We start from the raw sequence: 19,517 nt of genomic DNA, 5'->3' as shown, positions 1-19,517 counted from the left end.
GCCGGTGCGCATCTTCAGGAGGAACAACATGGCAAGCATCCGTACCGCCCGTGTCATCGCCGCCGTCTCCGCCCTGCCGCTCGCCGCCGCCCTCTTCGCCGGCGTGGCCACCGCTGACAACGGCGCCTTCGCGGACGACGGATCGAACGCGACCGCCTCCGAGGCCTACGCCGGCGTCATCGGCAGCGGTGTCGGTGACGACAACAACGGCAACTCGTCGACCACCCAGCAGCAGGCGGTCGGCTCGGGTGCCTCGAACCAGAGCAACACCGCGCAGGTCGACGGCTCCGCGTTCACGGCCATCAACCAGGGCAACGAGAACGTCGCCGTCAACTTCACCCCGCTGTGGTGGTGAGCTGAGGGACCGGTGCGGGCGCGCGCCCACCGGCGCCGGCCCGGTCCCTCCCTCCGAGTGTGGGTGTGCTTCATGGGGTCGCAGCACGTCGGCGCGGCGGTACTTCGGTGCCGTCGCGCAGGCGTTCCCTCTCCGCCGGCGCCCACTCCGGTCCCGTCCTCCGGTCCCGTCCTCCGGGCCCACCCCTCAGGGGTGAACCCTCATCCGCGCTCCACCCCTCGTCCACCTACAGGAGGTGCGGCCGGCCCCGCCCCTACAACCTGAGGCGGAGCCCGCTTCGGGACCTGCGGGCGATCCGGGACCGTACCCGGCGCTCATAGCGTTGAGACATGACCACACCCGTCTGCACCAGGGCTTCGGACGCCGCCAGGCCGGCGACGCAGACCTTGCCGTACCAGCCGTTCTCGTACCCGTCCTTCGCGTCGTACGTGAAGGCCCGGCAGCCGGTGCTGCTGCGCACCGCCCGGTCGCTGACCGCGAACCCCAGTGACGCGGAGGACCTGCTGCAGACCGCGCTCACCAAGACGTACGTCGCCTGGGAGCGGATCGAGGACCACCGCGCGCTGGACGGCTACGTCCGGCGGGCCCTGCTGAACACACGGACGTCGCAGTGGCGCAAGCGCAAGGTCGACGAGTTCGCGTGCGACGAGCTGCCCGAGCCGGACCCCGTGCCCGGCGGGAGCGACCCGGCCGAGCAGCAGGCGCTGCACGACGCGATGTGGCGGGCGATCCTGAAGCTGCCCGCCCGCCAGCGGGCGATGGTCGTCCTCAGGTACTACGAGGACCTCAGCGAGGCCCAGACGGCCGAAGTGCTCGGCGTCTCCGTCGGCACGGTGAAGTCGGCGGTCTCCCGCGCCCTGGGCAAGCTCCGCGACGACCCCGAACTCCACCCTGAGCTGGGCATATCCCGGTGACCCGGGGCACCGGCGAGGGCTGCTCCGGACGCCGGTGAGCGGCCGGGCGGACCGCCCGGGCCCGGTCCGCCGGTGATCGATCACCGGGACCTAGTGACATACCGCGCGGTACGTGCGCAGAATCGGCGCACCCCTTACCGCCGCGTAGGCAATGTCGCCCCGGGAGGTCACCGTGCTGAGCACGATGCAGGACGTACCGCTGCTCATTTCCAGGATCCTGACCCACGGGTCGACGGTCCACGGCACCTCTCGGGTGACCACCTGGACAGGCGACGGGGACCCGCACCGCCGTTCCTTCGCCGAGATCGGCGCCCGCGCCGCCCAGCTCGCGCACGCCCTGCGCGAGGACCTGGGGGTCGGCGACGACGACCGCGTCGGAACGCTCATGTGGAACAACTCCGAGCACGTCGAGGCGTACTTCGCGATCCCCTCCATGGGCGCGGTCCTGCACACCCTCAATCTCCGCCTCCCGCCCGAACAGCTCGCCTGGATCGTGAACCACGCGGCCGACCGCGTCGTGATCACCAACGGCTCGCTGATCCCCCTGCTCGCCCCGCTGCTGCCGCACCTGAAGACGGTGGAGCACGTCATCGTCTCGGGAGCCGGCGACCGGACCCCGCTCGACGGGGCGTCCGCCCAGGTCCACGAGTACGAGGAGCTGATCGCCGGGAAGCCGGCCGCGTACGACTGGCCGGAGCTGGACGAGCGCGCGGCGGCGGCCATGTGCTACACCTCCGGCACGACCGGCGACCCCAAGGGCGTGGTGTTCAGCCACCGCAGCGTCTACCTGCACTCCATGCAGGTCAACACGGCCGAGTCGATGGGCCTGACCGACCAGGACACCTCCCTGGTGGTCGTACCGCAGTTCCACGTGAACGCCTGGGGCCTGCCGCACGCCACCTTCATGACCGGCGTGAACATGCTGATGCCGGACCGGTTCCTGCAGCCCGCACCGCTCGCCCGGATGATCGAGACCGAGCGGCCGACGCACGCCGCCGCCGTCCCCACCATCTGGCAGGGCCTGCTCGCCGAACTGACCGCCCGGCCCCGGGACGTCTCGTCCCTCACCCAGGTGACCATCGGCGGTTCCGCCTGTCCGCCGTCGCTGATGGAGGCGTTCGACGCGCTCGGCATGCGGGTCCGCCACGCCTGGGGCATGACCGAGACCTCCCCGCTGGGCACGGTGTCCCGGCCGCCGGCCCACGCGATCGGCACCGAGGAGGAGTTCGGCTACCGCCTCACCCAGGGCCGGTTCGCGGCCGGCGTCGAGGCCCGTCTCACCGGGCCGGGCGGCGAACGCCTGCCCTGGGACGGCGAGTCGGCCGGTGAACTGGAGGTCCGGGGCCCGTGGATCGCCGGCGCCTACTACGGCGGACCGGCCGCCGAGCCCCTCCGCCCCGCCGACAAGTTCAGCGAGGACGGCTGGCTGAAGACGGGCGACGTCGGCACCATCTCCCCCGACGGCTACCTCACCCTCACCGACCGCGCCAAGGACGTCATCAAGTCCGGCGGCGAGTGGATCTCCTCCGTCGAGCTGGAGAACGCGCTCATGGCCCACCCCGATGTCGCCGAGGCCGCCGTCGTCGCCGTACCCGACGACAAGTGGGGCGAGCGCCCGCTGGCCACCGTCGTCCTCCGGGAGGGCGCGGAAGTCGGCTTCGAGACCCTGCGCGCCTTCCTGGCCGAGGAGCGGGGTATCGCCAAGTGGCAGCTCCCGGAGCGCTGGACGGTGATCGAGGCGGTGCCGAAGACGAGCGTCGGCAAGTTCGACAAGAAGGTGCTGCGCCGCCGGTACGCGGCCGGGGAGCTGTCCGTCACCCGCCTGTGAGGCCGGTGCGCGGCCGGGGAGTCGTCCGTCACTCGTCCATGACGCCGGTGCGCGGCCGGGGACTCTCCGTCACGCGCAGGCGGGCCAGTGACTGTTCGTCACGCGCAGGCGGTCCAGTGACTGTTCGTCACGCGCAGGCGGGCCAGTGACTGTTCGTCACGCGCAGGCGGGCCAGTGACTGTTCGTCACGCGCAGGCGGTCCAGTGACTGTCCGTCACCCTCAGGTGGGCCAGTGACTGATCGTCACCGCACGTGAAAAGTGACCGACCGTCATCCACCGGTAACCCCCGTGGCCCGGCGCGGGCGTACCGCCGTCGTCGCCCAGCCCAGCACCAGCCACACCCCGGCCACCGCGCACACGCCGCCCCAGCCCCAGTGGGTGAAGGCGGAGCCCGCGAGGGCCGAGGCCGTGGCGCCGCCCGCGAAGCCGGCCACGACGTAGGCCGTGTTGGCGGTGGCCGGGGCCGAGGTGGTGGTCAGGGCGAGGGTCTGGTTGGCGACGTGGGAGGCGACCAGGGCCGCGTGCACCAGGACCGCCGCCGCGCACAGCGCCGCCATGACGTGACCGCCCAGCCAGAACAGCGGCACCGAGACGGCGGCCACCAGGTACGCGGTCCGTACGACCTTGGCGGCGCCGAACCGGTCCACCAGCCCGCCCGCCAGCGGGGCGACGACGCTCGCCGCCAGCCCGAAGAGGCCGAACAGCCCGGCCGCGGCGGTGGTCATGCCGTACCCGCCGTCCCCGTCCCCGGTCAGCAGCAGCGCCAGGGAGGTCCACATGGCGCTCCAGGCGCCGTACATCCCCGCCTGGCGCACGCACGCGCGCCACAGGTCCGGCGAGCCGCGCAGCACCCCCGGCAGCGCGGCGAGCCCGGCGAACAGCGGTCCGCCGTGCCGGGGCGTCTCCCGGGGCAGGACGGCCGCGGTCGCCACGCCCAGCACGGCGGTCAGGAGGGCGGCGCCGAGGAAGACCCAGCGCCAGCCGAAGGCCTGCCCGGCCAGCCCGCCGGCGACCCGGGCCGCCACGACGCCGGTGAACAGGCCCGCGATGACGGCCGCGACATGCCGGGCCCGGTGGTGGGCGGGGGCGCGCTGGGCGACCAGCGGGACGAGGAGCTGCGGTACGACGGTGGCGGCCGAGGCGACCAGGACGGCGCCGGCGAGGGCGTACGTCCCGTTGGTCGCCGCGCCGGCGACCAGGGCCGCGGCGGCGGCCAGCGTCAGGACGGCGACCAGCCGGCGCCGGTTGACCCGGTCCCCGAGCGGGGCGAAGAAGAGCAGGCCGGCCGCGTAGCCGAACTGCGCGACCGAGGCGAGCCAGGCCACCGCCGAGGGGGTGGAGCCGAAGTCGCGGGCGATGAGGGGGAGCAGCGGGGCCGCGATGTAGATGTTGGCGGCCGTGGCGGCGGTACAGACGGCTATCAGAGGGAGGAAGAGGCGGGCGCGGAGGGTGGGCCGCTGCCGTACGGGCGCGTCACGGACCTCGCCGTCGGCCGGGGCCCGGGTTGTCGGTGCTGCTGGTGACGACGACATGGGAGGGACGTACTCCTTCACGCACTCGCGACTAACTAACTGGTTGGTTGGAGCCAACCACCGGAGTCTGCGATGCATTCCCGACCGGTGTCAACCAAACAGTTGGTTACCGCGTGCGGCTACCCTGGACCCCATGGCAGCAAGGGACCCCGAGGCCACCAAGGCCCGGATCTTCGAGGCGGCGGTGGCGGAGTTCGCCGCGTACGGCGTCGCGGGCGCCCGCATCGACCGCATCGCGGCCGAGGCCAAGGCCAACAAACAGCTGATCTACGCCTACTACGGCAACAAGACGGAACTGTTCGCGACCGTCCTTGAGCACAAGATGCTCGACCTGGCCATCTCGGTCCCCTTCGACCCGGACGGCATCGAGGGCTGGGTCGACCGCCTGATGGACTACCACGCCGCCCACCCCGAACTGCTGCGCCTGCTCTTCTGGGAGGGCCTGGAGTACGGCGCCGCCGAACTCCCCCACGAGGCCGAACGCCAGGAGCATTACGCCCGCAAGGTCGCCGCCGTACGGGACGGACAGCGGCGCGGGGTGGTCACCGACGCGATCCCCGCCCCCGACCTGCTCTTCCTGCTGATCGCGATGACCAACTGGGCGATGGTCGTCCCCCAGATGAAACGCATCCTGGTCGGCGGCGAGACCCCCGACGCCGCCCGCCTGCGCGACTCCATCAAGGAGGCGGCGCGCAGGATCGTCGCGGTCGGCGCGAACGACAGGGCCTAGTTGGTCCCGATCCGGGCGAGCAGTTCCACGATCCGGGCCTGCACCTCGGGGCTGGTGGACCGCTCCGCCAGGAACAGCACCGTCTCGCCCGAGGCCAGCCGGGGCAGGTCGGCCTGGTCGACGGCGGCGGTGTAGACGACGAGCGGGGTGCGGTTGAGCTGCCCGTTGGCCCGCAGCCAGTCGATGATCCCGGCGAACCCAGCACCCGGCTCCCGGCGCTGGGTGCGCATCAGGTCCATCACGACCAGGTTCGGCCGGAACTGCCCCGCCAGCGTCACCGCGTCCGCGTCGCTCGCGGCCCGCGCCACCTGCATCCCGCGCCGCTCCAGCGTCGCCGTCAGGGCCAGCGCGATCTCCGCGTGCTCCTCGATCAGCAGCACCCGCGGCGGATGCTGCTCACTGTCCCGGGGCGCGAGCGCCTTGAGGAGTACGGCGGGATCGGCACCGTAGGCGGCGTCCCGCGACGCCTGCCCCAGCCCGGCGGTGACCATTACCGGCACCTCGGCCGCGACGGCTGCCTGCCGCAGCGACTGGAGGGCGGTCCGGGTGATCGGCCCGGTCAGCGGGTCCACGAACAGCGCGGCGGGGAACGCCGCGATCTGCGCGTCGACCTCCTCGCGCGAGTGCACGATGACCGGCCGGTAGCCGCGGTCGCTCAGCGCCTGCTGCGTACTGACGTCCGGCGCGGGCCACACCAGCAGCCGGCGCGGGTTGTCCAGCGGCTCCGGGGGCAGCTCGTCGTCCATCGGCTGCGGACGCGGCGGGTCCGCCACCTCCACGGCACCGCCGGGCCCGTCCAGCGGCTCGGGCCCCTCGGCGGCGTTCTTGTCCGGCGCCCCTATGGCGTACGACCGCCCGGTGCCCTCGGTCGGCTGCCCGATCCGGGGCGGCGGCTGCTCGGGGTGCGGCCGGGCCGTGCCCTGCGCCGGCTGCTCCGGGCGCCCGGCGGCCGGGTCGGGCGGCGTACCGAGCTTGCGGCGGCGGCCGGAACCGTTCGGGTGGTGCGGGGCGGGCGTGGCCGTCGGCTGCTGCACCTGGGCCGCCTGCCGGTTGAACGGCACGCCCTGCCCGAGCGTCCGCACGCTGATCGACCGGCCCTGCGTCGAGTCCGGATCGACCGGGGCGGCGGCCTCGGCGGGCAGCGGCTGCGCCGCCCGGGGCGCGTTCTCCGGCGGCAGCGGGGTGCCCCGCCCGGAGGTGACGGAGGACTCCGCGGCGTTCGGGGCCGCGGGGGCCTGGTGCGGTACGGGGAGGCCGGCGCCGGACGTGTCACCGGCGGCGGGCCACGGCTGGGGCCGGGCGTGCGCCTGCGGCTGCGCCGGTACGTGCGCCTGGGGCTGGAGTTGCGGCCGGGGCAGGGGCTGACCGGCCGCGGACTGCGCCCCGGCCGCGTCCGCCGCGGCCTCCGTCGGGGCCAACGCCTCCGGCGGCGTGCCGACCGCCCGGCGGCGACGGCCCGTCGGCGCGGTGGTGGGGTGCGGCTGCGGCGGGGTGTGGTCCTCGCCCTGGTCCTGCGGAACGGCGTCGTGCCGACCACCGTCCACCGGTACGTCGACGGGACCGGGCGCAGGCGCGACCGGGGCGGGAGTGGGAGCGGGACTGGGTACGGGGGGCCGGCCCGGGGCCGGTACGGCGGGCTGGCCGACGGCCTGGACCGGCAGCTGCCCGGGAACCTGGACCGGGGTCTGACCGCCCGCAGGCGGTACGGGCGTCTGGGCGGAGGCGGGCGTCTGGGTCGGCGGCTGCTCTGGAAGCGGCGACGCGGGCCGGCCCGCGGCGGGTACGGGCGCCTGGCCCGGGTTCTGGCCCGGGGCCTGGACCGGCATCTGCCCAGGGACCTGAACCGGCATCTGCCCGGGGACCTGAGCCGGGGCCGGGGCTTGGGCCGGTGCCTGACCGGCGGCCGGTACCGGTGCCTGACCGGCGGCCGCAACCGGCGGCTGACCCGCGGCCGGTACCGGAAGCTGACCTGGACGCTGCTCCACGGCCGGTACCGGCATGTGGCCCGCAGCCGGCACGGACAGCTGTCCCGGCACCTGACCTGGCACCGGCACCGGCACCGGTACCTGACTCGGCACCTGACTCGCACCCGCACCAATACCCGCGCCCGCGCCGGCACCAACACCAGCGCCGGCACCAACACCCGCGCCCGCGCCTGCACCCGATCCCGCACCGGCATCCGACCCCGCAACCGGCACGGAAGCCCGCCCAGCCTCCGGAGCCAGATGCCCCCCCGGAGCCACAGGAGTCCCCGGAGCTACATGCCCCCCCGAGGCCACATGAGTGCCAGGAGCCCCCGAAGCACCCGAAACCCCTGAAGCATCCGAAGTACCTGAAGTATCTGAAACACCCGAAGCCGCCGAAGCCCCTGCGCCCCCCGCAACCCCCGCAGTCCCAGGAGCCGCACCCTGTTGCCCGGTCCCCGACGCGGCCGGGCGGTCCGCCTCGGCCGGGGGCAGGGCGAAGACCTGCCGCGGGCCGGTCTCCTGCGCGGCGGCGCGCTCGGCCGCCGAGGCCAGGGCCCGGCGCCGGCGTCCGGTCGGCTGGTCCGCCTCGGCCTGCGCGGCGGCCTCACCGCCCTGCGCGGGAAGCGCCGGCGGCAGCGCGTGCTGCGCACCGTCGGCGCCGAGGGCGCGTCGGCCGGAAGCCTCGGGGGCGGGAGCCCCCTGTGCCGGCGCGGGAACCCCGCGCGGCGGAACCGTCCCGCCCAGGTTGTTGCCCGTGGCCGCGGTCCCGGCGGCGTGCTCGGCCGCGGTGACGACGGCGCCCTCGGAGACCCCGGGCAGCCCGGCGGCCGCCTCCAGGGCGGCCGGGCCGCCGCCCGCGTCCTCGGCGGGCCGTCCGCGCCGCCGCCCGGTGCCACCGGCGCCCTCGGCCGACGCCGGGGCCGGGAGCGGCACGGGGGCCGGCGCCGGTGCCGCCTCGGGCTCCGGAGCCGCGCGGCGCCTGCGCCGGCCGGTCGGCGTGCCGGCTTCCGTGCCGTCGCCGCCGCCGGCGGGGCCCCCGACCTCGCTCTCCAGGAAGGCGTCGACCGAGGCCCGCCGGGCCCGTCGCCGCCCGCCGCCACCGCCCGGCCCCTGTTCGCCGGGCACGGTCCCGTCCGCCCCGGGAACCGGACCGTCCTGCGCCGCTTCCCGCGCCGCCTCCGGCACGGCTGCCGCTTCCGGCACCGCGACGACCCCGCCAGGAGCCGGAACGGAGGCCGGAACGGCCCCCGCCCCGCCCCCGATCGGCACTTCGAGGACGTACGCGCTGCCGCTCATCCCCGGCACCTCGTGCGTCTGGAGCACGCCACCGTGCGCCCGCACGATCCCGCGGACGATCGGCTCGTGCACCGGGTCCCCGCCGGCGTAGGGCCCGCGCACCTCGATGCGGACGACCTCGCCGCGCTGGGCGGCGGCCACCACGACCGTGTTGTCCATGTAACCGCCCGCCGAGACGGGCGCGTTGCCGGTCGCGTCGACCCCGGCCACGTCGGCGACGAGGTGGGCGAGCGCGGTGGCGAGCAGCCGGGCGTCGACCTCGGCCTCGATGGGCGGCGCGTGCACGGCGAACTGCACCCGCCCAGGACCGACCAGCTCCACGGCCCCGTCGACCCCGGCCGCGACGACCGCGTCCAGCATGACCTTCGTACGGGTCACCCCGCCGCCCCCGCCGCCCTCGGCGTCGAGCCGCTGGTACCCCAGGACGTTGTCGATCAGGGTGGTGATCCGGGAGTAGCCCGCCGAGAGGTGGTGCAGCACCTGGTTGGCCTCGGGCCACAGCTGGCCGGCGTCGTCGGAGGCGAGGGCGCCCAGCTCCCGCCGCAGTTCCTCCAGCGGGCCGCGCAGGGACGTGCCGAGCAGCGTCAGCAGCTGTTCGTGCCGGGCGGAGAGGGCCTCGTAGCGGTCCTTCTCGCGCTCACCGAGGGCGGCGTACCGCTCCTCGTTGGCGGCCAGCGCCTCCTCGTGCTTCTCGGTCAGCTCCTCCAGCTCGGCCACGTGCCGCTGGCGCAGCGCGGTCAGCTCGGAGGCGTGCTCCTCGGCGAGCCGCTCCAGCTCCTCGGCGTGGCGCCGGTCCGCCTCCTCCTTCTCCTTCACCAGCGCGTCGATGGGCCGCCGGTCGGTGAAGGTCATCACGGCGCCGACGAGCTGGTCGCCGTCCCGGACGGGGGCGGTGGTGAGGTCGACCGGCAACTGGTCGCCGCTCTTGGTGAACACCACCTGCCCGCGCACCCGGTGCTTGCGCCCGGAGCGCAGGGTGTCGGCGAGCGGCGACTCGTCGTACGGGAAGGGGGAGCCGTCGGCGCGGGAGTGCAGGACGAGGGTGTGCAGCTCGCGTCCGCCGAGGTCGCTGGCGCGGTAGCCGAGGGTCTGGGCGGCGGCCGGGTTGACGAGGACGATCCGCCCGTCGGTGTCCGTGCCGACGACGCCCTCGGACGCGGCCCGCAAGATCATCTCGGTCTGCCGCTGCGAGCGGGCCAGCTCGGCCTCGGTGTCGACGGTGCCGGACAGGTCGCGAACGACGAGCATCAGCAGTTCGTCGCCGGGATAGCCGTAGGCGTCGTAGGCCTGCTGGCCGGAGTCGAGGTTGGCGCTGGCGACCTCGACGGGGAACTCGGAGCCGTCCGTCCGCCGTGCCACCATGCGGGTCGGCTTGGTCCGTGCCCGGGGGTCTACGTGGTCGGGGCGCCGCATGGAACCGGGGATGAGCTTGGAGTCGAACTCCGGGAGCAGGTCCAGCAGCCCGCGTCCGACCAGCGCGGTGCCGGGCGCCTCGAAGGCCTCCAGCGCGATGGTGTTCGCGTTGACGACGGTTCCGTTGGCGTTGACCAGGACCAACGCGTCCGGCAGCGCGTCCAGTATGGCTGCGAGGCGAGCAGCGCCCCGGGATGGCCTGCCGCTCACGAAACGCCTTCCTCCCTGTTACCGCACCTTGCCGACCGCTCGGGCCATCTTGCCAACCGGCCCGCGGCGTGTCACCCGAGGGAGTCTAAGGGCTGAGGTCCCGCCCGCGGCGCCGGATGGGAGGGACGTCGCACGCCGAAGTGACGGAGAACGCGTGTCCGTACGCCCTGACGTCGCGGGACCTTTGCGAGACCTTCGCGGAACCGTTCCGCTCCCTGTCCCCGGCCTGTCCGGGCGCCCCGGGCGTGTCCCGGAGCGCCCTCGGGAGGCGGGTGTCAGGAGGCGGCCTGCCCCAGGTCGGGCAGGAGCGGGACCAGCCGGTTCCAGCGGGCGATCCGGCAGCCGTCGCGCCGGTCGTACGTGGCGTCGACGCGCTGTCCGGCCCAGACGCCGGTGACGTGGGCGGTGGCCGGGCCGCCGTACTGCATGGTGCAGAAGCTGCCCTCGGGGACGGGGGCGAAGGCGTCCTGGCCCGCCCGGGTGCTCCGGTCCACGGCGGCGCAGGCGCCGGCCGGGTCCGGATGGCTGCCGCGGCCTGGACGGCAGTACAGCTCGTACGTCCCGTCCTTGCCCTCGCCCGCGTCCCGGACGGTGATCGTCAGGTGATGGGCGCGGTCCTCGTCCCGGACCGGCGGCGGGGCGAAGCGGCCGGCTGGGGAGGAGGGGGAGGCGGGAGCGGGAGCCGGAGCGGGAGCGGGAGCCGGAGCGGCGGCCGGGCCGGCCGGAGCGGTGGGCACGGCGGTGGCCGCGGCGGTGGGCGCGGCGGGCAGGGACGCGAGGGCGGCGGCGCAGAGGGCGGTGGCGCCCAGGAAGCGGGTGACCTGGAACATGGCCTGTTCAACGCGTCAACCCGCCGGACGTTGCGCTCCCTCTGCGGACGGTAAGGGCTTTGCCCTGCGGGCCGCCCGCCTAGTACCGTGGGAGCCGATTGGTGACACCGCACTCGGCTGTGTCATCATCGGCAAGCACCGCTCGCGCTCACGCGAGAGGGTGTGTTGTCTGGAGGCGTCGCCTAGTCCGGTCTATGGCGCCGCACTGCTAATGCGGTTTGGGTCTTAAAGCCCATCGAGGGTTCAAATCCCTCCGCCTCCGCACAAGAACACGAAGCCCCGGCCCCCGGCCGGGGCTTCGTCGTGTTCCCCGCGCCCCGGTGGTACGTGTTTCCGCAGGTCACATGGGGTGGGGGGAACGGATTTCACATGACGGCGGCAGTCATGTAATGTTCTTCCTGTCGCCGCGAGCGGGCCGAAAGGACGAAAGCGGAGACGACAACAGAACAACGCAAGACAAGCACTCGTAGCTTAACGGATAGAGCATCTGACTACGGATCAGAAGGTTGCAGGTTCGAATCCTGCCGAGTGCACAGCAGATCAGAGGCCCCATGGATCAGTCCACGGGGCCTCTGGCGTGTGTGCCGACGTGTGTGCGACGAAGGGAAACCCGCAGGGCGCGGTCGGGATCGAGTTCATGGTGGTCACCGGGGCCTCCGGTCCCGGCCCGGTCGCCTGCCTGGTGCCGCTCACCTACCGCGGCGCCCCGCTCGACGGGGCGGAACACGCCCTCGTCGGCACGGCGGAGCACGGGGTGCTCGGGCGCCGCTGGGTCTACGACGGCTGCCACGATCCGGGTGCTGCTCGCTCAGTTGACGGCGCTGATCGAGGGCCGGGTCGGGGCCCAGGACCAGAACATCAGCGACACCCCCGATCCGGAGGTCACCCGCTCCTACGCCGGCGCGGGCCTCGCTCCCTCGGACTTCACCGCCGGGGCCGTCGAGGCCGTCGACGACCAGGAAGGTACGCAGCTGTCCGCGCCCTACGGGTACGACCCTGCGCCTGCGGCGGGTGCCGCGTCCCGCTCCGGCCGACGGGCCTCTCCTGCCCCCGGACCCGGGCCCGCCCCGGGCCCGGACCCGGGCCCGGAGTTCGAGGCCGGTGGCGTTGTCAGTGGTGCCCTCTACTCTCGTCAGAGATGGCACGGATGTGGCGGTGCACAGGGCTCCGGTGGTCGGCGCGGGGGCCCGTGCTGGGCTGGGACGGTGGGCGGCGCACCGCGCTGACCCGGGGTAAACGGGTGGCCTTCAAGGTCGCGGAAGGGGAAGGGGGTGGGCGGACGTGTGGCGGAGCGCGGGGGAACGCCTGCCCGCTGGGGGCGGCCGTACCGGGACGGAGTACGGGGGGCCGGTGCGAGGAGTGCGCGCGGCTGGACCGGGCGCACTCCGTGGCCGCCGACACGGTCGCGGACGATCCGCGTCCGTACCGGGTGTACCTGGCGTGGTTCGGGCCGGGGCTCGTGAAGGTGGGGATCACCGCGCTGGAGCGCGGACCGGCCCGGTTGCTGGAGCAGGGGGCGGTCTGCTTCAGCTGGCTGGGCAGCGGACCGTTGATGGCCGCCCGGCGCAGCGAAGAGCTGCTGCGGACCGCGCTGCGGGTGCCCGACCGGATTCCGTACGCCCACAAGCGGGCCGTGCGGGCGGTGCTGCCGGGGACGGCGGCGGAGCGCGCGGCGGAGATCGAGGAACTGCACGGGCGGGCGGTGGGGCTGGGCGGCTGGCCGGAGTCGTTGACGCCGGAGCCGTTCCGAGCTGTGGATCATGTCCGGGTGTTCGGGCTGGGGGGAGAGTCCGGTGCGGCGGCTGTGGTCGGGGCGTCCGGTGCCGCGGCTGGGGCGGTGGCATCCGGTGTCGGGAGCGGGGCCGGTGCGGGGGCGTTCCGTGCCGGGGTCGTGGGAGAGGTGACCGAGCTGGTCGGGGGAGGGACGGTCAGTGGTGAGCTGGTGGCCGCCGCCGGGCCGGATCTGCATCTGGCGACGGAGCGCGGGATCGTCGTACTGGATACCCGGCTGATGACCGGCTGGGGGCTGGAGCCGGCCGGCGGTGACGAGCGGTTCGACGTACCGGTGCGGGCACTGCGGGCGCTGCCGTCCTCGCGGGCGGGGGCGGGCGGGGGGCGGCAGGACGGGCTGTTCTGACCCGTGTGACCCCTGTGATCGGCGTGACCGATGTGGCTCGCGTGACTCGGTGCCCCCTGTGCCCCTGTGCCCGGTGTGACTCGCGTGAGCCATGTGCCGGGAGCTTGTGCGGCTTACTGAGAGGTGTCTGTGTTTCTCAGAGAAATCACAGGTTGGGGAAAGCACGTTCTCAGAGGCTCCCGACATGGTGTGAAGCATGACCACGACCTCGCCCCAGGGGCGCACCGAACTGCTGAGGCCGGACGGGAGCCCCGTCCGAGTGCTTGTGGTGGACGACGAGTTGTCGATCACCGAACTGCTGTCCATGGCCCTGCGCTACGAGGGCTGGCAGATCCGCAGTGCCGGGGACGGACAGGGCGCGATCCAGATCGCGCGCGAGTTCCGCCCCGACGCCGTGGTGCTGGACATGATGCTGCCGGACATGGACGGGCTGAGCGTGCTCGGCCGGCTGCGGCGGGAGCTGCCCGACGTGCCGGTGCTGTTCCTGACCGCCAAGGACGCGGTCGAGGACCGTATCGCCGGACTGACGGCCGGCGGGGACGACTACGTCACCAAGCCGTTCAGCCTGGAGGAGGTCGTCGCGCGGCTGCGCGGGCTGATCCGGCGCTCCGGTGCGGCCGACCGCCGGTCCGACTCCGTGCTCGTGGTCGGTGACCTCACCCTGGACGAGGACAGCCACGAGGTGACGCGGGGCGGCGACAACATCCACCTCACCGCCACCGAGTTCGAGCTGCTGCGCTTCCTCATGCGCAATCCGCGGCGCGTGCTCAGCAAGGCGCAGATCCTCGACCGGGTGTGGTCCTACGACTTCGGCGGCCAGGCCAACGTCGTCGAGCTGTACATCTCCTACCTGCGGCGCAAGATCGACGCCGGCCGCGAGCCGATGATCCACACGCGGCGCGGCGCCGGTTACCTGATCAAGCCCGCGGTGTCATGACGGGCCGGCGACCGCGCCGGCGCCCGCGTCGCCCGCGTCCGCGCACCCTGCGGACGCGGCTCGTCGTCGCGTCGGTGGCGCTGATCGCGGTCGTGTGCGCGGTGATCGGCAGTGTCACCACGCTGGCACTGCGGTCGCACCTGTACGAGCAGTTGGACGGGCAGCTCAGCGAGGTCGCCATGCGGGCCTCGGGCGACTTCACGCCGCCGGGCGGCCCGAAGGACGGGGACGAGGGCGGCGTCACCGGCGGAGGCATCGGTGGCGGCGACCAGAAGCGCGATGAGCAGCCCACCGTCACCCAGTTCGTCTCCGAGGGCCCCCAGCCGCCCGGCACCATCGCGGGCAAGGTCGTCGACGGCGAGATCACGGAGGCCGCGTACGGCAAGAAGTCCGACGAGGACCTGTCGCTGAACGGCACGGAGCTGGACACCGCGCAGATCGCCGTGCTCGCCTCGGTCGCCCAGGACAACAACAAGCACACCGTGGAGATCCCCGGCCTCGGCGACTACCGCGTCACCTACAAGTCGGGCCCCGACGGCGCGTACTACGTCGCCATCCCGACCGCCGACGTCGACAACACCATCAACACCCTGATCCTCGTCGAGGTGAGCGTCACCGTCGCCGGTCTGATCGCCGCCTCGCTCGCCGGACTGATCATCGTCGGTGTCGCCACCCGCCCCCTGCGCAAGGTCGCCGCCACCGCCACCCGCGTCTCCGAACTCCCCCTGCACACCGGCGAGGTCAACCTCAACGAGCGGGTCCCGGAGTCCGAGTGCGACCCGCACAGCGAGGTAGGGCGGGTCGGTGCCGCGCTCAACCGGATGCTCGACCATGTGCACGGCGCGCTGCACGCCCGCCAGGAGAGCGAGACGCGGGTGCGGCAGTTCGTCGCGGACGCCAGCCATGAGCTGCGTACCCCGCTCGCCTCCATCCGCGGGTACGCCGAACTCACCCGCCGGGGACGCGAACAGGTCGGCCCCGACACCCGGCACGCGCTCGGCCGGATCGAGTCGGAGGCCGGGCGGATGACCCTGCTCGTCGAGGATCTCCTCCTGCTGGCCCGGCTGGACGCGGGACGGCCCCTGCAGTTCGAGCAGACCGACCTCGTCCCGCTCGTCGTGGACACCGTCAGCGACGCCCGCGCGGCCGGCATGGACCACAACTGGCGCCTCGAACTGCCCGACGAACCGGCCCTGGTCTCGGCGGACGCCGCCCGGCTCCAGCAGGTGCTGGTCAACCTGCTCGGCAACGCCCGCAACCACACCCCGCCCGGTACGACGGTCACCGCCCGGGTGCGCCGGCAGGAACCGTGGCTGTGCCTGGACATCGAGGACAACGGGCAGGGCATCCCGTCCGATCTGCTGCCGCACGTCTTCGAGCGGTTCGCGCGCGGCGACTCCACCCGCTCCCGGTCCACCGGTTCGACGGGCCTGGGCCTGGCCATCGTGCAGGCCGTGTCGACCGCGCACGGCGGCGCGGTGACCGTGGACAGCGTGCCCGGACGGACGGTGTTCACCGTCTATCTGCCCGCGCTCCCCGCCCCGGCCGCCCCCTTGGCCGCCCGGCCCGACCCCCGGACAAACCGGGCATCGCACTCACAGGTGTAACACAGCGCCACCACACGGGCGCGACAGGGCAGTTGAGAAGAGTCGAAGCCATGCGAACCGACTCTTCTCCGGGCACCCTGCCGGCGCGGGAGCACCTCCCGGCCGCGGGGGCCGGTACGCCTGTCCTGGACGTAGTGATCCCCGTCTACAACGAGGAGAAGGACCTCCAGCCGTGCGTGCGCAGACTGCACGAGCACCTCGCGCGCACCTTCCCGTACGCCTTCCGCATCACGATCGCGGACAACGCGTCTACGGACACCACCCCGCAGGTCGCCGCGCGGCTGGGAGCCGAGCTGGCGGAGGTACGGTCCTTCCGGCTGGAGCAGAAGGGCCGTGGCCGGGCCCTCAGGACCGTCTGGTCGGCGTCCGACGCCCCGGTCCTCGCCTACATGGACGTCGACCTGTCCACCGACCTCAACGCGCTGCTGCCGCTGGTGGCCCCGCTGATCTCCGGCCACTCGGACCTGGCGATCGGCTCCCGGCTGGCCCGTTCCTCCCGGGTCGTGCGCGGCGCCAAGCGGGAGTTCATCTCCCGCTCCTACAACCTCATCCTGCGCGGTTCGCTCCAGGCCCGCTTCTCCGACGCGCAGTGCGGCTTCAAGGCGATCCGCCGGGACGTCGCCCAGGTGCTGCTGCCGCTGGTGGAGGACACCGGCTGGTTCTTCGACACCGAGATGCTGGTGCTCGCCGAGCGGGCGGGGCTGCGTATCCACGAGGTCCCGGTCGACTGGGTCGACGACCCCGACTCCACCGTGCACATCGTCAAGACGGCGACCGACGACCTCAAGGGCGTCTGGCGGGTGGGGCGGGCGCTGGCCACCGGTTCGCTGCCGCTGGACCGGCTGGCGCGGCCGTTCGGGGACGACCCGCGCGACCGGGACCTGGCCGGCGTGCCGCGCGGACTGGCCCGGCAACTCGTCGGGTTCTGCGTCGTCGGCGCCCTGTCCACCCTCTTCTACCTGCTGCTCTACAGCGGCTTCCGGACGTTCTGCGGCTCGCAGATCGCCAACGCCCTCGCCCTGCTGGTCTCGGCGGTCGCCAACACCGCCGCCAACCGGCGGCTCACCTTCGGGGTACGCGGCCGGGGCGGTGCCGTCCGGCACCAGGCCCAGGGGCTGGTCGTCTTCGGCATCGGGCTCGTCCTGACCAGCGGATCGCTCGCCGCGCTGAACGCGGCCACGGACGGCGCGGCGCACTCCACCGAACTGGCGGTGCTCATCGCCGCCAACCTCGCGGCCACGGTGCTGCGGTTCCTGCTCTTCCGGGCGTGGGTCTTCCCGGACCGGCAGGACGAGGCCCAGCCCCAGCACCAGCCCCACACGCAGGCCCACATGCAGCCCAATGTGCAGGCCCGCATGCAGCCCAATGTGCAGGCCCACAATCAGGCCCACAACCAGGCCCACACGCAGGCCCACACGCAGCCCCCGTCCCAGGCCCGGCCGTCCACCGTCGTCGCCGCGCACCCGCCGGCCGCCGACACCTCCGGCCCGTACGGCCACCCGCCCCTGCCGCACCGGCCCACGGCACCGGCCCCGACCGACCCGAGGGACCCGCGATGACCACCCCCTACGACGCGACCACCGGGCAGGGGAGCGCCGACCCCGCCACCTTGGGCCCGCCCCCGACCGCGCCCCCCGAGCCGGCGCCGAAGCGGCCCTTCGCCCGAAGGCTGTGGCGCGGCCGGCCCGAGGACCCGCGCTGGGCGCGCCCGGCCTTCCTCGGTCTGCTGCTGGTCACCGCGGTGCTCTACCTCTGCAACCTGAGCGCCTCCGGCTACGCCAACTCCTTCTACTCGGCGGCCGTGCAGGCGGGCAGCCAGTCCTGGAAGGCGTTCTTCTTCGGCTCGCTGGACGCGGCGAGCGCCATCACCGTCGACAAGCCCTCGGCGTTCCTGTGGCCGATGGAGCTGTCGGTCCGGATCTTCGGCCTCAACTCGTGGGCGATCCTGACTCCGCAGGTGCTGATGGGCGTCGGCACGGTCGCCGTCGTCCACGCGGGCGTACGGCGCCGGTTCGGCCCCGCCGCCGGTCTGATCGCGGGCACGGTGCTCGCGCTCACCCCGGTCGCGGCGCTGATGTTCCGCTTCAACAACCCGGACGCGATGCTGGCGCTGCTGATGGCGCTCGCCGTGTACTTCGTCACCCGCGCCCTGGCGGACGGCCGCACCAAGTGGCTGCTGTGGGCCGGTGCGGCGGTCGGGCTCGCGTTCCTCGCCAAGACGCTCCAGGCGTTCCTGATCCTGCCGCCGCTGGCCGTGGTGTACGCGGTCTGCGCGCCGGTGAAGGTGCGCAAGCGGTTCGCCCAACTGGGCCTCGCCGCCGTCGCGATGGTCGTCGTCGGCGGCTGGTGGGTGGCGATCGTCGAGCTGTGGCCGGCGTCCTCGCGGCCGTACATCGGCGGCTCGCAGAACAACAGCTTCCTGGAGCTGACCTTCGGCTACAACGGTCTCGGCCGCCTCAACGGCGAGGAGACCGGCAGCGTCGGCGGCGGGGGCGGCACGACCGGCACCGGGCAGTGGGGCGAGACCGGCTGGGACCGGATGTTCAACTCCGAGATCGGCGGCCAGATCTCCTGGCTGCTCCCGGCGGCCCTGATCCTGCTGGTCGCGGGCCTGGTCCCGACCCGCGGGGCGCCCCGTACCGACGTGGCCCGCGCCACCCTGCTCGCCTGGGGCGGTTCGCTGGTGACGACGATGGCCGTCTTCAGCCACATGGCCGGCATCTTCCACCAGTACTACACGATCGCCCTCGCCCCCTACCTGGCCGCCGTCGTCGGCATCGGCGCCGCGGCCCTGTGGGGAAGGCGGCGCGAGCTGTGGGCGTCGCTCGTCCTCGCCGGGGCCGTCACGGCGACCGTGGCCTGGGGGTACGTACTCCTCAACCGCACGCCCGACTACCTCCCGTGGCTGAAGTGGCTGGTCCTGGTCGGCGGCCTGGTCGCCGCGCTCGGCCTGGTCTTCGCCGGCCGGGTCTCCCGGCGGCTCGCGCTCGCCGCGGCGGCGCTGGGCCTGGCGGCCTCGCTGGCCGGTCCCACGGCGTACACGCTCAGCACCCTCGCCGAGGGCCACACCGGTTCCATCGTCACGGCCGGTCCGTCCGGCGCGAGCATGATGGGCGGCGGTGGCGGTCCGGGCGGTGGCGGCGGGATGCCGGGCGGCGGCATGCCCGGTCAGGGTCAGGGCCAGGGCCGGCAGAACGGCACCGGCGGCTTCCCCGGCGGCGGCACGCCCGGCCAGGGCCAGAACCAGAACGGCGGCGGACAGCTGCCCCAGGGCGGCGGCATGCCCGGCGGCGGCACGGCCGGCGAGTCCGGCGGCCCCGGCGGCGCGGGCGGCGGCATGGGCGGTCTGCTCAACGGCGCCGACGTCGACTCCGAGGCCAGGGAACTGCTGGAGACCGACGCCGACGACTACACCTGGGTCGCGGCGGCGATCGGCGCCCAGAACGCCGCCGGCTACCAGCTCGCATCCGGTTCCCCGGTGATGGCCATCGGCGGTTTCAACGGCACCGACCCCTCACCGACCCTCGCCCAGTTCAAGAAGTACGTGGCGGAAGGAAAGATCCACTACTTCGTCTCCAGCGGTACCGGAGGCGGCACGGGCGGCGGCACGGGCGGCGCCTCCGGCGACGCCGACAGCGGTACGTCGTCGCAGGTCTCCTCCTGGGTCGAGGAGAACTTCGAGCAGGTCACGGCCGGTTCGGCCACCTTCTACGACCTCACCCGGCCGATCAGCGGAAGCTGACGGCGCCCGCGCCCCGGC

12 protein-coding genes, 2 tRNA genes and 1 pseudogene are annotated in these 19,517 nt (G+C 73.8%); 12 read left to right on the top strand and 3 right to left on the bottom strand.

Going from position 1 to position 19,517, the window contains the following annotated elements; all coding sequences use genetic code 11:
* The first annotated feature begins 28 nt into the window (after nt 1–28).
* The 3 genes from ACZ3IG_RS16655 (at nt 29) to ACZ3IG_RS16645 (ending at nt 3,097) form a co-directional block, all read left to right on the top strand.
* A complete protein-coding gene (locus ACZ3IG_RS16655; protein ID WP_467432615.1) occupies nt 29–355 on the top strand; it encodes a hypothetical protein in 327 nt (108 codons plus the stop codon).
* 329 nt (nt 356–684) lie between these two features.
* Nucleotides 685–1,269 (top strand): SigE family RNA polymerase sigma factor, encoded by a 585-nt coding sequence (locus ACZ3IG_RS16650; protein ID WP_467432614.1) that lies wholly within the window; start codon nt 685–687, stop codon nt 1,267–1,269.
* 151 nt (nt 1,270–1,420) lie between these two features.
* Nucleotides 1,421–3,097 (top strand): long-chain fatty acid--CoA ligase, encoded by a 1,677-nt coding sequence (locus tag ACZ3IG_RS16645; protein ID WP_467432612.1) that lies wholly within the window; start codon nt 1,421–1,423, stop codon nt 3,095–3,097.
* Nucleotides 3,098–3,367: 270 nt separating this feature from the next.
* On the opposite strand, the gene ACZ3IG_RS16640 is transcribed toward ACZ3IG_RS16645, so the two are convergent.
* Nucleotides 3,368–4,630, bottom strand: coding sequence for an MFS transporter (locus tag ACZ3IG_RS16640; RefSeq protein ID WP_467433136.1), 1,263 nt, complete (start codon nt 4,628–4,630; stop codon nt 3,368–3,370).
* A gap of 133 nt (nt 4,631–4,763) precedes the next feature.
* Between ACZ3IG_RS16640 and ACZ3IG_RS16635 the strand changes: the two genes are divergently transcribed.
* Complete coding sequence (locus ACZ3IG_RS16635) at nt 4,764–5,360, top strand: TetR/AcrR family transcriptional regulator (protein ID WP_467432609.1); 597 nt, start codon at nt 4,764–4,766, stop codon at nt 5,358–5,360.
* Here the strand turns inward: ACZ3IG_RS16635 and ACZ3IG_RS16630 are convergent.
* Together ACZ3IG_RS16630 and ACZ3IG_RS16625 are read right to left on the bottom strand one after the other, a co-directional pair.
* Nucleotides 5,357–10,246, bottom strand: coding sequence for a hybrid sensor histidine kinase/response regulator (locus tag ACZ3IG_RS16630; protein ID WP_467432607.1), 4,890 nt, complete (start codon nt 10,244–10,246; stop codon nt 5,357–5,359). The two genes, ACZ3IG_RS16635 and ACZ3IG_RS16630, sit on opposite strands and share 4 nt — an antisense overlap.
* A 275-nt stretch (nt 10,247–10,521) precedes the next feature.
* Complete coding sequence (locus ACZ3IG_RS16625) at nt 10,522–11,076, bottom strand: SSI family serine proteinase inhibitor (RefSeq protein WP_467432604.1); 555 nt, start codon at nt 11,074–11,076, stop codon at nt 10,522–10,524.
* A gap of 171 nt (nt 11,077–11,247) precedes the next feature.
* Between ACZ3IG_RS16625 and ACZ3IG_RS16620 the strand changes: the two genes are divergently transcribed.
* The 8 genes and pseudogenes from ACZ3IG_RS16620 (at nt 11,248) to ACZ3IG_RS16585 (ending at nt 19,499) form a co-directional block, all read left to right on the top strand.
* A tRNA-Ser gene (locus ACZ3IG_RS16620) sits at nt 11,248–11,338 on the top strand.
* 198 nt (nt 11,339–11,536) lie between these two features.
* A tRNA-Arg gene (locus tag ACZ3IG_RS16615) sits at nt 11,537–11,609 on the top strand.
* 74 nt (nt 11,610–11,683) lie between these two features.
* Nucleotides 11,684–12,312, top strand: a pseudogene (locus ACZ3IG_RS16610) (maltokinase N-terminal cap-like domain-containing protein); the annotation flags it as partial.
* Complete coding sequence (locus ACZ3IG_RS16605) at nt 12,215–13,213, top strand: DUF2797 domain-containing protein (protein WP_467432602.1); 999 nt, start codon at nt 12,215–12,217, stop codon at nt 13,211–13,213. The pseudogene ACZ3IG_RS16610 and the gene ACZ3IG_RS16605, both read left to right, overlap by 98 nt.
* A 196-nt stretch (nt 13,214–13,409) precedes the next feature.
* Entirely contained in the window at nt 13,410–14,150 is a 741-nt protein-coding gene (locus ACZ3IG_RS16600; RefSeq protein WP_215173125.1) for a response regulator transcription factor, read from the top strand.
* Complete coding sequence (locus ACZ3IG_RS16595; RefSeq protein ID WP_467432600.1) at nt 14,147–15,757, top strand: sensor histidine kinase; 1,611 nt, start codon at nt 14,147–14,149, stop codon at nt 15,755–15,757. The genes ACZ3IG_RS16600 and ACZ3IG_RS16595 overlap by 4 nt, the downstream gene beginning before the upstream one ends.
* A gap of 50 nt (nt 15,758–15,807) precedes the next feature.
* Nucleotides 15,808–17,316, top strand: coding sequence for a bifunctional glycosyltransferase family 2/GtrA family protein (locus ACZ3IG_RS16590; RefSeq protein WP_467432599.1), 1,509 nt, complete (start codon nt 15,808–15,810; stop codon nt 17,314–17,316).
* The gene (locus ACZ3IG_RS16585; RefSeq protein ID WP_467432598.1) at nt 17,313–19,499 is read left to right on the top strand and encodes a glycosyltransferase family 39 protein; all 2,187 of its coding nucleotides are present in this window, start codon (nt 17,313–17,315) and stop codon (nt 19,497–19,499) included. Before ACZ3IG_RS16590 ends, ACZ3IG_RS16585 begins: the two co-directional genes overlap by 4 nt.
* The last annotated feature ends 18 nt before the right edge of the window (nt 19,500–19,517 follow it).

It is taken from the genome of Streptomyces sp. NPDC016677 (assembly GCF_055562815.1).
This window is presented reverse-complemented; position numbering and strand designations above follow the sequence as displayed.

Excerpts from the sequence above, each read along its gene's own strand:
- ACZ3IG_RS16600 (WP_215173125.1), top strand. The coding sequence starts at position 13,410 with ATGACCACGACCTCGCCCCAGGGGCGCACCGAACTGCTGAGGCCGGAC.
- ACZ3IG_RS16590 (WP_467432599.1), top strand. The coding sequence starts at position 15,808 with ATGCGAACCGACTCTTCTCCGGGCACCCTGCCGGCGCGGGAGCACCTC.
- ACZ3IG_RS16650 (WP_467432614.1), top strand. The coding sequence starts at position 685 with ATGACCACACCCGTCTGCACCAGGGCTTCGGACGCCGCCAGGCCGGCG.
- ACZ3IG_RS16655 (WP_467432615.1), top strand. The coding sequence starts at position 29 with ATGGCAAGCATCCGTACCGCCCGTGTCATCGCCGCCGTCTCCGCCCTG.
- ACZ3IG_RS16625 (WP_467432604.1), bottom strand. The coding sequence starts at position 11,076 with ATGTTCCAGGTCACCCGCTTCCTGGGCGCCACCGCCCTCTGCGCCGCC.
- ACZ3IG_RS16640 (WP_467433136.1), bottom strand. The coding sequence starts at position 4,630 with ATGTCGTCGTCACCAGCAGCACCGACAACCCGGGCCCCGGCCGACGGC.
- ACZ3IG_RS16605 (WP_467432602.1), top strand. The coding sequence starts at position 12,215 with ATGGCACGGATGTGGCGGTGCACAGGGCTCCGGTGGTCGGCGCGGGGG.
- ACZ3IG_RS16585 (WP_467432598.1), top strand. The coding sequence starts at position 17,313 with ATGACCACCCCCTACGACGCGACCACCGGGCAGGGGAGCGCCGACCCC.
- ACZ3IG_RS16635 (WP_467432609.1), top strand. The coding sequence starts at position 4,764 with ATGGCAGCAAGGGACCCCGAGGCCACCAAGGCCCGGATCTTCGAGGCG.
- ACZ3IG_RS16595 (WP_467432600.1), top strand. The coding sequence starts at position 14,147 with ATGACGGGCCGGCGACCGCGCCGGCGCCCGCGTCGCCCGCGTCCGCGC.
- ACZ3IG_RS16645 (WP_467432612.1), top strand. The coding sequence starts at position 1,421 with ATGTCGCCCCGGGAGGTCACCGTGCTGAGCACGATGCAGGACGTACCG.